At 66.6% G+C, this 11,799-nt stretch carries 13 protein-coding genes; 8 read left to right on the top strand and 5 right to left on the bottom strand.

Features of this window, described 5'->3' with window-relative positions:
- The first annotated feature begins 64 nt into the window (after positions 1–64).
- The 5 genes from FM113_RS07915 to FM113_RS07895 all read left to right on the top strand — a co-directional run bounded on the left by FM113_RS07915 (position 65) and on the right by FM113_RS07895 (position 5,843).
- Positions 65–1,420 carry an MFS transporter gene (locus FM113_RS07915; RefSeq protein ID WP_087013240.1) on the top strand — a complete coding sequence of 452 codons (1,356 nt, stop codon included), beginning with the start codon at positions 65–67 and terminating at the stop codon, positions 1,418–1,420.
- Between the two features lie 88 nt (positions 1,421–1,508).
- Entirely contained in the window at positions 1,509–3,140 is a 1,632-nt protein-coding gene (locus tag FM113_RS07910; protein WP_087013238.1) for a thiamine pyrophosphate-binding protein, read from the top strand.
- A 3-nt stretch (positions 3,141–3,143) separates the two neighbouring features.
- Positions 3,144–4,133: a C-terminal binding protein gene (locus tag FM113_RS07905; protein WP_087013236.1), complete on the top strand. Its 990-nt coding sequence runs from the start codon at positions 3,144–3,146 to the stop codon at positions 4,131–4,133.
- A 304-nt stretch (positions 4,134–4,437) separates the two neighbouring features.
- Positions 4,438–5,505, top strand: a complete 1,068-nt coding sequence (locus tag FM113_RS07900; protein WP_217895978.1) for a pirin family protein — start codon at positions 4,438–4,440, stop codon at positions 5,503–5,505.
- A gap of 32 nt (positions 5,506–5,537) precedes the next feature.
- A complete protein-coding gene (locus FM113_RS07895; RefSeq protein WP_087013234.1) occupies positions 5,538–5,843 on the top strand; it encodes a GNAT family N-acetyltransferase in 306 nt (101 codons plus the stop codon).
- On the opposite strand, the gene FM113_RS07890 is transcribed toward FM113_RS07895, so the two are convergent.
- The gene (locus tag FM113_RS07890; protein ID WP_087013232.1) at positions 5,840–6,499 is read right to left on the bottom strand and encodes an SDR family oxidoreductase; all 660 of its coding nucleotides are present in this window, start codon (positions 6,497–6,499) and stop codon (positions 5,840–5,842) included. The genes FM113_RS07895 and FM113_RS07890 overlap by 4 nt on opposite strands.
- Positions 6,500–6,582: 83 nt before the next feature.
- Here FM113_RS07890 and FM113_RS07885 point away from each other — a divergent pair, with 83 nt between their 5' ends.
- Positions 6,583–7,092 (top strand): MarR family winged helix-turn-helix transcriptional regulator, encoded by a 510-nt coding sequence (locus tag FM113_RS07885; protein WP_087013230.1) that lies wholly within the window; start codon positions 6,583–6,585, stop codon positions 7,090–7,092.
- Positions 7,093–7,106: 14 nt separating this feature from the next.
- A complete protein-coding gene (locus FM113_RS07880; RefSeq protein ID WP_087013228.1) occupies positions 7,107–7,934 on the top strand; it encodes an SDR family oxidoreductase in 828 nt (275 codons plus the stop codon).
- A 44-nt stretch (positions 7,935–7,978) separates the two neighbouring features.
- Here the strand turns inward: FM113_RS07880 and FM113_RS07875 are convergent, their stop codons facing one another.
- From FM113_RS07875 to FM113_RS07865, 3 genes are all read right to left on the bottom strand, one after another.
- On the bottom strand, positions 7,979–8,458 hold the full coding sequence (locus FM113_RS07875) for a PACE efflux transporter (RefSeq protein ID WP_217895977.1): 480 nt from the start codon (positions 8,456–8,458) through the stop codon (positions 7,979–7,981).
- Positions 8,459–8,591: 133 nt separating this feature from the next.
- Positions 8,592–9,227: a CueP family metal-binding protein gene (locus FM113_RS07870; RefSeq protein ID WP_087013226.1), complete on the bottom strand. Its 636-nt coding sequence runs from the start codon at positions 9,225–9,227 to the stop codon at positions 8,592–8,594.
- 19 nt (positions 9,228–9,246) lie between these two features.
- Positions 9,247–9,804 (bottom strand): TetR/AcrR family transcriptional regulator, encoded by a 558-nt coding sequence (locus FM113_RS07865; RefSeq protein WP_087013223.1) that lies wholly within the window; start codon positions 9,802–9,804, stop codon positions 9,247–9,249.
- Between the two features lie 85 nt (positions 9,805–9,889).
- Between FM113_RS07865 and FM113_RS07860 the strand changes: the two genes are divergently transcribed.
- Positions 9,890–10,423: an FBP domain-containing protein gene (locus tag FM113_RS07860; protein ID WP_176387120.1), complete on the top strand. Its 534-nt coding sequence runs from the start codon at positions 9,890–9,892 to the stop codon at positions 10,421–10,423.
- Here FM113_RS07860 and FM113_RS07855 read toward each other — a convergent pair.
- On the bottom strand, positions 10,371–11,792 hold the full coding sequence (locus tag FM113_RS07855) for an MFS transporter (protein WP_217895976.1): 1,422 nt from the start codon (positions 11,790–11,792) through the stop codon (positions 10,371–10,373). The two genes, FM113_RS07860 and FM113_RS07855, sit on opposite strands and share 53 nt — an antisense overlap.
- Between the last annotated feature and the right edge of the window lie 7 nt (positions 11,793–11,799).

Genomic DNA, 11,799 nt, shown 5'->3' with positions numbered 1-11,799 from the left:
CCCCGCAGTACCCCACCCCGTAGTACCCCACCGCACTACCCCGACATCCAGCGAAGGAGCTCACATGTCAACGACCGCTTCCCCGGTCCAAGAGAACACGCACCGGAGGGCCCTCAAGGGCGGCATGGCCGCGCTCGTCGGCACTTCCATTGAGTGGTACGACTTCTACATCTACGCGACCGCAGCGGCGATCATCTTCCCGAAGGTGTTCTTCCCCGCGGATCTCGATCCGGCGCTCGCAACGCTTGCCTCCTTCGGCACCTACGCGGTCGCGTTCTTTATGCGCCCGCTCGGCGGTATTATCTTCGGCCACATTGGTGACCGGATCGGCCGCAAGCCCGCACTGACAATCACGCTCGTACTCATGGGCATCGCGACGACCCTCGTTGGCCTGCTGCCAGGTTACGCGCAGATCGGCATCTGGGGTCCGATCCTCCTGATCCTCTTCCGCATGCTGCAGGGCCTCGCGGTCGGCGGCGAGTGGGGCGGCGCGAGCCTCATGGCTGTGGAGAGCGCCCCCTCGAAGTGGAAGACCTTCTACGGTGGCTTCACGCAGGTCGGCAACCCGCTCGGCGCACTCATGGCGACCGGCGCATTCTGGGCGCTGTCGATGCTGGGTGAAGACGCTCTGCTCAGCTGGGGCTGGCGGATCCCGTTCCTCTTCAGCATCGTGCTGATCCTTGTCGGCTTCTGGGTGCGCTACCGCGTTGAGGAGACCCCGGTCTTCGAGGCCAAGGTTGAGGGCCAGGAGCAGTCAACGCCGCTGCTCTTCGCGCTCAAGAACAACTGGAGCCCGATCCTGCTCGGCTTCTGCATCATCGCAATGTCCTCCGGCGGCTACGTGATCGCAACGACCTTTGTCCAGAGCTACGCAGACTCTCCCGAGATCGGGCTCGACCCGACGATCATCCTGGGTGCGCTGACGATCGCGTCGCTCGTCGAGATGCTTGTCACCCTGCCCCTTGCAGCGCTGGGCGACAAGATCGGTGCCAAGTGGGTCATGTACGGCGGCATCATCGGCTCGTTCCTCGTGATCATGCCTCTGGTGCTCTCGATCCAGGCAAAGAACGTCGCCATGATCTGGCTGTTTGTCATCCTGATCCGCGTCACGCTGAGCGGTGCTTGGGCTCCGCTGTCCACGCTGATGGCGCAGATGTTCCGCCCGCAGTCCCGCTACACCTCGATGTCGCTGTCGTACGGCCTGGGCGCAGCGGTCTGGGGCGGCCTCTCGCCCGCGATCGCCTCGCTGCTGCTCGTCGTTACCGATGGCAACTTCTGGTCGGTCGTCGCGTTCTTCGGCCTCCTCACAGTCGTCGCCTGGATCGGCGTCCGCTTCGCCCCGCAGCACTCGGACACCGCCCCGGTCACCGGCTCGTTCAATGCGCGGACGGACACGACCGCCATCGGTACCAAGCACTAGCCCATTCACTGATGAAAATCCGGCCCCGCAGCACCGAGGTGGGGCCGGATTTTTACACCCACGCACCACACAGAACTTGAGGAGCATCATGCAGACCACATCTAAGCGCACGACCGGCTGGGTCGTCATGGAAACCCTTCGCGGGTACGGCATCGACACGGTGTTCGGCATCCCGGGCACCCACAACCTCGAGTTCTACCGGCCGCTCGGGGAGCTCGGGATCCGCCCCGTCACGACGCGTCACGAGCAGGGTGCGGGCTACGGCGCCGACGGCTGGTCGCTGCAGACCGGCAAACCCGGCGTGGTCATCACGACGAGCGGCCCCGGCCTGCTGAACGCCCTCTCCGCCGCGGGCACCGCCTACTGCGAGTCACGCCCCATGATCTTGCTCTCCCCCGGCCCCGCGATCGGCGCGGAGTTCGCAGATGTCGGCACGCTGCACGAGACGAAGGATCAGCTCAGCGCAGCCTCCGCGATTGTCGAGTGGGGTCGTCGCGTGACCTCGGCTGAGGAAGCTGTCGCCGCAATCCACGACGCCTTCGAGCTGTTCGGCACGACCCGCCCGCGCCCCGTCTACATCGAGGTTCCACTCGATGTGCTGGAGCAGGAGACCGAGCTCGCTGCTGCGACGACCGCCCCGCGCGAGATTGCCGCTCCCGCAGTTGCAGACGCCGCCGCGATCGCGCAGGCCGCAACGCTGCTCGCGGCGGCGCAGCGTCCCGCGATCCTCGCCGGCGGCGGATCGCGCGGTGCGTCCTCCGAGCTGCGCGCGCTCGCCGAGCGCATCGGGGCACCCGTTGTCACGACATTGAACGCGAAGGGTGTGCTCGATGAGCAGCACCCCCTCGCTGTGGGTTCGAGCCTGCGCCTGCAGGCCGGCCGCTCGGTCGCTCAGGACGCAGACGTGCTCCTCATCGTCGGTTCGAAGCTGGGCGAGGCCGAGCTGTGGGTATCCGAGCTTGCAGCAACAGGCACGATCATCCGCGTCGATCTGCTGGAGTCGCAGATCACGAAGAACCACCGCGCAGACGTCGGGCTCGTCGGCGATGCTACGGCCACGCTCGCGGCACTGATCACTCAGCTCGGTGACGGTTCCCCGCGGGATCACGCGGGAGCCGTCGGAGCTGCAAGCCAGGCACGCGCTGCAGCGCGCGCTGAGTCCACGGAGCTCTCCGCGGTGAACACCACACTCGCCGAAGCCATTGCGGCAGCGCTGCCCGAGAACGCGATCGTCGCGACCGACTCCTCGCAGATCGCGTACTGGGGGCTCCTCAACACGCTGCGCGTATCCGAGCCGAACTCCACCCCCTACATGGCGACCTACGCGACCCTGGGCTATGGTCTCCCCGCAGCACTCGGCGCTCGGATCGCCGCGCCGGCACGCCCCGCGTTTGCCGTTGTTGGTGACGGTGCGCTCATGTTCTCCATGAACGAGTTCATCACGGTCGTCGAGCAGCGCGAGGACGTCACCGTCATCGTTGTCGACAACGGCGGCTACGCCGAGATCAAGCAGAACGAGCTCGACGCGGGCATCGCCCCGGTCGGCGTCGACCTCGCACAGCCGAACTGGGCCGCCGTTGCTGACGCGTTCGGGGGCACCGGCCGGAAGGTCACCACTGCCACCGAGCTCGCCGAGGCAGTTTCGGCGGCGGTCACCGCGGGCGGCCTGCAGCTTATTCACATCGACCAGGCGACGTTCGACGCCGCACAGGGGGCGTAACACATGACCACGACAACCCGACCGGTTGCGGTCTACACCGACGTCGAGGACACTGATCCGGCAATCGGCATTGAACTTCTTGAGGCCGCAGGCTTCGAAGTACGGGTGCTCGGTACGCGCGACTCGGCGGAGATCATCGCCGGCGCGCACGACGCGACCGTGCTCCTCCCCGGCTACGCCTCCGTGACCCGCGAGATGATCGAGGCGATGCCGCAGCTGCGGATCGTCGCGCTCATGTCGATGGGCTTCGACTACGTCGATCTCGAGGCTGCCACCGAGCATGGTGTGTGGGTCACAAACGTGCCCGGTGCCGCGACCGAGGAGGTCGCCACCCATGCCCTCGCGATCCTGCTTTCCGCCACCCGGCAGCTCGGCTTTTACCAGGCCTCGGCACAGCCCGGTACCTGGAACGACCGCGCGCTGACGGCGCCGCCGCGCCTCAGCGAGACGACGCTCGGCATCATCGGGCTCGGCAAGATCGGGCGCGAGCTCGTGCGTCTCGCGCGGCCGCTGTTCGGTGAGGTCATCGGGTATGACCCCATGCTGCCCGATACCCCGGAGATCCAGGCTTCTCTCGACGCGCTCGGTGTCCGTCGCACGGATCTCGCCGAGGTCCAGCGCAGTGCAAACGTGCTGTCCCTGCATCTCCCGCTCACCCCGGAGACAGAGCACATGGTGGACGCGGCGTTCCTCGCAGAGATGCCGCGCGGGTCGGTGCTCGTGAACGTGTCCCGCGGCGCGCTGATCGACCACCACGCGCTCGCAGCGGCCCTGGACGCGGGCCAGCTTTCCGCAGCAGCGCTCGACGTGCTTGAGACGGAACCTCCCGCAGCGGACCACCCGATGCTGGGCCGCGCAGATGTGGTACTGACCCCGCACATCGCGTACTTCTCGGCGCGCACCGAGATCGAGTACGTGCGCATCCAGGCGCAGAACGGCATCACGCTGCTCGAGACCGGCACGCCGGACTCCCCCGTGAACCGCCCGGCGTAGAACGCACGCGCGGCCCCGCACCTCACTTGAGGTGCGGGGCCGCGCTCGTTCCGCAGGAGATTCTCGTGCCGCGTGCCGGATCCGGGCCAATATCTCCTGCATACTCGTGAATCTCCTACGCTGCGGTGAACGGGTGGCCGCGAGGGAACCGTGCTTCCACGGTGCTCACGCCGTGGCTCGCCGATGACTGAACGTAGTGTGCTGGGCATGCTCCGAGCGAACAGGGCTTGCCCCCTTGGGCATCCCGGCCAGGCCGTGGCAGACTGGCATCGGGGGTGCCGGACGCACCCGGGAGGAGTGAGCATTGAGCAATCCTGAGCAGGGCCCCGAGGCCACCTTGTGCGCCGACGCGGAGTCCGCAGACAGTGCGCTGCAACTCATCGAGCCACGCGAGGTGCCGCTCGGCGGCATCCGCGCCATGACGGTTCGCCGTACGCTCCCACAGCGCGCCCGCTCCTTCATCGGGGCCTGGTGCTTTCTCGACCATTACGGTCCGGACGACGTCTCCCGCACCGGCGGCATGGACGTCGCTGCCCACCCTCATATCGGCCTGCAGACCGCAAGCTGGTTGTTTTCAGGCGAGATCGAGCACCGCGACAGCGCAGGCTTCCACGCGTTTGTCCGGCCCGGAGAGCTCAACCTGATGACCGCTGGGCGCGGCATCAGCCACTCTGAACGTTCCACCGAGCGCACGACCGTGCTGCACGGCGCGCAACTCTGGATCGCCCTCCCCGAACACGCGGCAGATATTGCCCCCGACTTCACCCACTACGAACCCCCGGTGATCACGGGCTTGGGGTGGGACGGTCAGGTGTTCCTCGGCTCGCTTCTCGGCTCCACGTCCCCGGTGCAGGCCCACTCGCCACTGCTCGGGGCCGAGCTCCGGCTCGAACCGGGCGCACGCATCGGGTTCCCAGTCGACGTTGCCTATGAACACGGTGTCCTTGTCGACACCGGGGACGTGACCCTGACGCGTATCGCGGCCACCGGCGGCGCGGTCTCGGAGCTTCCGCTCGCGCAGGATCACCTGGGATTCGCGCCGCCGGGAGCGGCGACTCTGCAGCTCACCGCGGGATCGAAGGGCGCGCGCGTACTGGTGCTGGGCGGCGAACCCATGCGCGAGGAACTCATCATGTGGTGGAACTTCGTAGCCCGGAGCCACGACGAGATCTTGCAGGCGCGCGCCGAATGGCAGGCCACGGCCGCGGCCGCGGGGGTCGCCGATCCCTCCGGTGCCGCGCATCCGCAGAGCCCCATCTCGGCGCCGGGCCCCATCGATCCAGATCGCTTTGGGCTCCCCGAACACGAGCCCGATCCGCCACTCCCCGCGCCGGCGGCACCCGTCGCCCGGCTCGTCCCCCGCACGCAGTAGTTTCCGTACCCACACCGTCAGGAGACAGCACCATGAGCGAACAGATTCACGTCACCCACGAACCCGAGCAGTCCCGCTTCGCCATCACCGTCGATGGCGAGCTCGCCGGGTTCGCGGAATATCGTTCCCGCGCGGGCGGCACCAAGCGCGACTTCATGCACACGGAGGTCGATCCGAACTTCGGCGGTCGCGGCCTCGGCGGCACGCTCGTGTCAGCGGCACTGGAGAGCACCCGCGCGGCTGGGCTCACCATCATCCCACGCTGCCCGTTCGTCGCTGCCTGGCTACGTCGTCACCCAGACTTCACGGGCACGGTGGAGTGGCCGGAGGGCGCTTAGCCCGCCCCACCCGGGAGGGTGAGGGCCTCGTCGATCGGGGATGACCCATCAACAAACGGGATCGTGCGGTGCACGGTGTCGGGTCGAATCAGCGTTTCGGCAACCACAGCCGCAACGTTCTCGCGTGAGACGACTGTCCATTCACTGCCGCCGGTCTCGATCATTCCACTCCCCACGTCGTGGGTGAGGGTACCCGGGCCAAGCACGGTCCAGTCCAGCCCGGTCCCCCGGAGGTGTTCGTCCGCGGCAGACTTCGCCTCTGCATAGGCGAAGAACGGGTCTTCTGGGGGAACCCCGTGGTCCCGGCGCGAGCCGAGGTACGACACCATGACGTAGCGCGGCACCCCAGCGAGGGCCGCCGCAGTCATGGAGCGGATCGCCGCGTCGCGGTCGACAGCGCGGGTCCGCACCGGGTCCCCACCTCCAGCGCCGGCCGACCACACGACAGCGTCGTGCCCGACGATGAGTTCCGCGAGATCGTGCTCGTCGAGTGTTTCGATATCCGCAACGTGCGGGGTCGCCCCGACCCCTGCAACCTCTGCCGCGTGGTCTGGGTTGCGAATCACCGCAGTGATCTGGTCCCCGCGCGCAGCGAGGAGCGGGGACGTGAGGAGTGCGACCCGTCCGTGGCCGCCGAACAGAATGATGCGTGCCATACGTCCAGGGTAAATCGCGCTGGGCAGAATCGGAAGAGGAACAAATAGTTGCCCCAGGCAACTATGGGGCGTAGGCTCAGGACATGGCAACACAGGATCCTTTGACTCCTGGCCCCACGACACACCCCACTGGCGCGGGGCGGCTCGGGCAGAACGACGAGGTGCTCCGCGCGCTCACCGCCCTGGTGTCACGCTGGAACTCGCACGATTTCCAGCGCACCGTGGCCACAGCGAGCGGCATCGATCTCGACCCCACCGCGGTTCGGGCACTCTACTTCCTCGGCAAGGAGGGCGGCACGGCGACACCGAGCACTGTCGCCACCGAACTGCACCTCAGCCGCCCATCAACCTCAAAGCTGCTTGCCCGCCTGTCCGAGGCTGGACTCCTGCAGCGCGAGGTGCAGGTGCGGGATCGCCGCTCTGTGAGCGTCTCCCTCACCGCGCTGGGACGCACAACGTATGAGGAGCTCTTCGACGCCGGCCTCGCCATGATCGACGCCGCAACCCTCGACTGGCTTCCCGCGGACCGCGCAGCACTCACTCGACTGCTGCCTCGGTTCCTCAATAGCTTGACCATCCCCCCTCCCCAGTGAAAGGAACACCCACCATGTCACGCACGTTTGTCATCACCGGTGCCGCCTCCGGCATCGGCAAGACCACCGCACAATTGCTCCGAGATGCCGGAAACACAGTGATCGGCGTCGATCTTTCAGGCGTCGAGGTTTCAGGCGATCTCTCCACCCGAGAGGGCCGCCGCGCGGCCGCCGCGGAAGCCACGGCTCTTGCTGGGGGCACGGTAGACGCGGTCATCGCGTGCGCGGGTCTCTCGCTCCCGAAGGTCATCACGGCCGCGGTGAACTACTACGGCATGACGGAGTTCCTTGAGGCGATGCAGCCCGCGCTCACGAAGTCTGCCGCGCCCCGCGTCGCACTCATTTCTTCAATGGCTTCGCTCCAGCCCGTCGCCCCACCCCTTGTCGAGGCGCTGCTCGGCGATGACGAGGCCGCGGCCCTGGCAATCGCCGAACAGCTCGCCACCGATCCCGCGACCGGAAATCTCATTTACTCCTCTTCAAAGCAGGCAATCTCACGTTGGGTGCGGCGCGAGGCGCCAAAACCGCAGTGGGCAGGCGCGGGTATTCCGGTGAACGCTGTGGGTCCGGGCACGGTTGTCACCCCCATGACTCAAGAGCTCCTGTCGACCGAGGAAGGGCGCAAGCTCGTCGACTCGGTCGTCCCCATGCCGCTCAACTCCCACCAGGGGCCCGAGACGGTCGCAAACCTACTGATCTGGCTCACCTCTGTGGAAAACACCCACTGCTGCGGGCAGACAATCTACTGCGATGGCGGTGCCGACGCAGTGCTCCGGGGCGACGACATCTGGTCGTGGAACGAACAGGGGATTCGCGACACCTTCGCGAAGATCCAGGGATAACACGAGCGGGGGCGGGGCGCGAAACCGCGCCCCGCCCCAGATGACTACTCGGCGAGTGCCGAAGCCGGTAACCCGAACACCCTGTCAAACACCCAGGTGTAGCTGACCGTGAACACGAGGAAGAAGATCAGCAGACCGCTCTCGATCACGAGCGCCTCACCCAGACTCACCCCGAGCATGATCGCAACGAGCGGGATCGTCACCAGCAGCACGCCGCCCTCATACCCGAGCGCATGCAGAGTACGGGCGAGCACACCGCGACCGGTGAGCCCCCGGCGACGCTCGACCGCCTCGAACAGCGTATTCCAGAGGTAGTTCCAGATTGTCGCGACTGTGGAAAGCAGCACGGCGGTCAGTGTCGAGGTCCCCCCACCGTGACCGAGCACGGCACTGAGCACCACGACGGTGAACAGCACGCTCAGGCTCTCGTAGCCTGCGACGAAGATGACGCGACGCAAGACAGGGCGGGATTGGAAGAACCGAAGCTCTTCGCGAACGATAAGGGTGTGGCCTGTTGCGGTCACGGGTATCACTCCAAGCCGGTGTCCGCGGGGTACCTGAACAGGTCCACAAGAGGCGCGGTTACAACGGTTAAACTACCGTAACACAACTAAATTCGTTGAATCAAGTCAAACTTTCAACGATTTCCGCAAGCAGCTATGCGTTGAGCTGCAGGGTGGTGAGGCACGTCGGGTCATTCGCGCCGGTACGAACGACCTGCGAGCCGGTGTCCCCATCAACTGTCATTTCGACAGTAAAGTCACCGTCTCGTGGCAACCACACCCCCACAAATCCATTGTCTTCGGTGCGAACCTCTCGATCCACCACCACATCACCCGTGGCAAGGTCCGTGACCCGCAGCTGCGCGTCAACGCTTCGCAATTCCCCCAGACACGACGTCGGGACATGGAAGGTGCAGGGGTGTGTCTGCGTGCGATATGGCGCGACCGAGAGATAGAACTGATCCTCGGGGACGGGGATCACGAGCTCACCTGGCTGGTCCGGCTGCACCCGAATCTCGCCCGGCATAATTGCGGCGGAAAACTCAGCGGTGCGCGAGTCCACGGCCAGCGCATCGAGCCCCGTTGCAAGCGCCGCAGGATCGGCCGAGTCAAGCCCCAGCCCATCGAGCATCGCGCGCGTTGCTTCCGGGGTCGACGCGCGAGCGCCACTCTCCGCGGCCCCCACTGCGGGCTCCGCAGCCCCCGAGGGCGCGCAGCCCGCAGTCAGAATCAGTGCAGCAATGGCGGCGGTGACAAATGTCGGACGCAGGATCCGCTGTGAAATACCCATACCCGGTATCCTGGCAGGGTCAACTGAGCGGTGGCTGCGCCCCTGGCGCGCACCACCTGTCGAGAATGCTCGCCGCGCGGGCGACTGTATACCGCTCGGGCGCCACGCGCTGCATTCCCGCGAGGGCTATGGCGAGCAGCACGGCACGATCCGCCTCGATATCCGACACCTCGGCACCGCTCCCCCGGAGCGCGTCGGTCAACTCGCGCACCGAATCGGCAAATACCGCAGCAAATGCGGGGTGGCGCAGCGCGTGCGCCCACGCATCCGCCCAAATTCCAAGCTCCTCCCCCTGCGCCGGGTCCAGGTGGTTCGCAAAAAACTCAGCGACCGGATCAACCTCGGAGCCCTGCACCGCGGCGTCAAACTCCGCCAGACTCTCCGCGACATACGCGCGCCACGCGGCCGCCGTGAGCTCGGCGACACTCGGGAAGTGCTGGTGGATCAAGCCCGGGGAGCCCCCCACAGCCTGCGCAACGGACCGCGCTGAAACCGCGCCAAAGCCTTCGGCACGAATGACGCGGAGCGCGGCCGCGATGATCGCGGAGCGACGCTCTTCTCGGGGGAGATAAGCCATTTTTCCTCACTTCACAGGGATCTCAGCAGTCTACTCGCCTAATCTGTACACTTGTACAAATTGGAACAGTCACGAAAGGACTCCCGTGCACGAGCACACACTCACTGCCTTCCGAGCAGCCCTCGGAAATATCGACGAGGCAACCCGGCGCACCGTGCGCCGACCTCGCGTTTCCCCCAAGCCCTCACCAGCAGAGCGAGACTTCATCGGCTGGCGAGATCCCAGCGCGCCCCAGCGCGGCTACCTCTTCACCGAGCACAGCGGTGAACTCACCGGGATCATGCTCACCACAACGCGCACTCGCACAAACGCAAACCGAGCGGTGATGTGCGAGTTCTGCCGGATGCCGCGCCGCTTCGAACAGGTGGCCCTATTCACGGCCTCCGCCGCGGCGCAGGCGAAAGAACAGTCAACCCTGGGTACCTACCTGTGCGTGGATCTCGACTGCAATGTCCGCGTAAACCAGGTCCGCCCGCTCACTCCGCTCGATCCGCCAGCCGATGTGCTCGTCGCACAGCGACGTCACGCGCTCGCGGAGCGCTCGGCCTCCTTCGTGGCCGAGGTACTCAGGGCGCGCGGCGCGTTGCCGCGGCCGCGGTTGGGATCCCGAGAAGCGTGAGTGCCGCGATACCCAGAATGAGCCAGCGGGCGGACCCGAGGTCGTCGGCACCGAGCGCAAGCAAGTTGCCGGCGATCGCGGAGGTCACTGTGTAGGCGATGAGTTGTGTGGTGCTGACCGCAGCCGCAGCCTTGCCCCCTTCCGCGTCACTGCCGCCACTGCTGAGGGCCGCGACCGAAAGGTGCGGGAAGGCGAGGCCAATCCCCACACCGGCGAGGCCAAGCAACAACGCCCACATGACAATGATCCCCGGTCCCGGCTCCGTCACCTGGAGCAGGCCGTAGCCCACAAGCCCCGCAACCAGTAACCACGGAGCCCCGCGCACCAGTCTCCGGATCGCCGCTCCCGTCGCGTTCACGCTGAAAAGTTGGGCACCGACCCACCCGAGCGAAAGCGCCGCACCGATCAACCCAGCACCCAGGGGCGAGACCCCGCCGATACGCTGGGCGAAGAGCGGGATAAAGTTCTCCACCATGACCCCCGCTGAGAGAGCGGCAACCGTGAGATACACCCACTTCAACGGGTTCCCGCGCAGATAGGCAAGTCGAGGCAGAACCCCGTTGGCGTGGCGCGCGTCGAGCCACAGGAACAATCCGAGGAGCGCGAAGCCGAACGCTGCAGCGCCCCACACAAGCGCGCCATCGAGCATCGCGCTCACACTCAGCGCCGCGGCGGCCGCGGCGAGCGTGATGATCGGCAGCACTGGGACCGGCCCGGTGCCGGCTCGCGACGGCACCGCCCGAGGGAGTGCCCGCCACGCTACGGGGATCAGCGCGAGCGCAACAACAGCAAGCACAGCGAAGCCGATCCGCCACTGCCCCAATTGCGCGAAGCCGCCACCGAGCACTGGGCCGAGCAGTGCGCCCACCCCGAACATGGCAGAAATGAGGCCCGTAGCCCGCGTCCACAGCACCGGTGGGAGGGTACCGCGGATCGCGGCGTAGCCGAGGCCCGTGAGCAGGCCGGCCCCGAAGCCCTGCACGGCGCGACCTCCGACAAAAAGCTCCATCATAGGGCTGATCGCGCTCATCCCGGTGCCGAGCGCAAACACTCCGAACGCAACGCCATACATTCGCGCGGGCCCGACGCCCGCGAGCAACCGGCCCACGAGCATCGTCGCGACCACCGCGGCGATCAGGTACGCAGTGGCGGCCCACGCGAAGTATTGTGATCCGCCGATATCGGCGACAACCGTGGGGAGCAACGCAGCCGTGAAATAGAGGTTCATGGCGTAGAGCCCCACACCCGCTGCAAGCACGGTCACGACGGGCAGGTGCGGCCTACTGAAAAGGTCACGCCAGCTTCCGGGCACGGGAGCTGGCGGCTGAGCGGGTTGAGGGGCCAGGGAATCGGGAGTTTGCGAAGTCACGGCTGCT

This window comes from Leucobacter sp. 7(1) (genome assembly GCF_900163635.1).
In the GTDB taxonomy this organism is placed as follows: Bacteria; Actinomycetota; Actinomycetes; order Actinomycetales; family Microbacteriaceae; genus Leucobacter.
The sequence above is the reverse complement of the archived record's forward strand: the minus strand, read 5'-3'. Positions and strand labels throughout refer to the sequence as shown.

What these genes read in the sequence shown, in the direction of transcription:
- FM113_RS07915 (WP_087013240.1), top strand. Translation starts at nt 65, where the DNA reads ATGTCAACGACCGCTTCCCCGGTCCAAGAGAACACGCACCGGAGGGCC.
- FM113_RS07910 (WP_087013238.1), top strand. Translation starts at nt 1,509, where the DNA reads ATGCAGACCACATCTAAGCGCACGACCGGCTGGGTCGTCATGGAAACC.
- FM113_RS07905 (WP_087013236.1), top strand. Translation starts at nt 3,144, where the DNA reads ATGACCACGACAACCCGACCGGTTGCGGTCTACACCGACGTCGAGGAC.
- FM113_RS07895 (WP_087013234.1), top strand. Translation starts at nt 5,538, where the DNA reads ATGAGCGAACAGATTCACGTCACCCACGAACCCGAGCAGTCCCGCTTC.
- FM113_RS07890 (WP_087013232.1), bottom strand. Translation starts at nt 6,499, where the DNA reads ATGGCACGCATCATTCTGTTCGGCGGCCACGGACGGGTCGCACTCCTC.
- FM113_RS07885 (WP_087013230.1), top strand. Translation starts at nt 6,583, where the DNA reads ATGGCAACACAGGATCCTTTGACTCCTGGCCCCACGACACACCCCACT.
- FM113_RS07880 (WP_087013228.1), top strand. Translation starts at nt 7,107, where the DNA reads ATGTCACGCACGTTTGTCATCACCGGTGCCGCCTCCGGCATCGGCAAG.
- FM113_RS07870 (WP_087013226.1), bottom strand. Translation starts at nt 9,227, where the DNA reads ATGGGTATTTCACAGCGGATCCTGCGTCCGACATTTGTCACCGCCGCC.
- FM113_RS07865 (WP_087013223.1), bottom strand. Translation starts at nt 9,804, where the DNA reads ATGGCTTATCTCCCCCGAGAAGAGCGTCGCTCCGCGATCATCGCGGCC.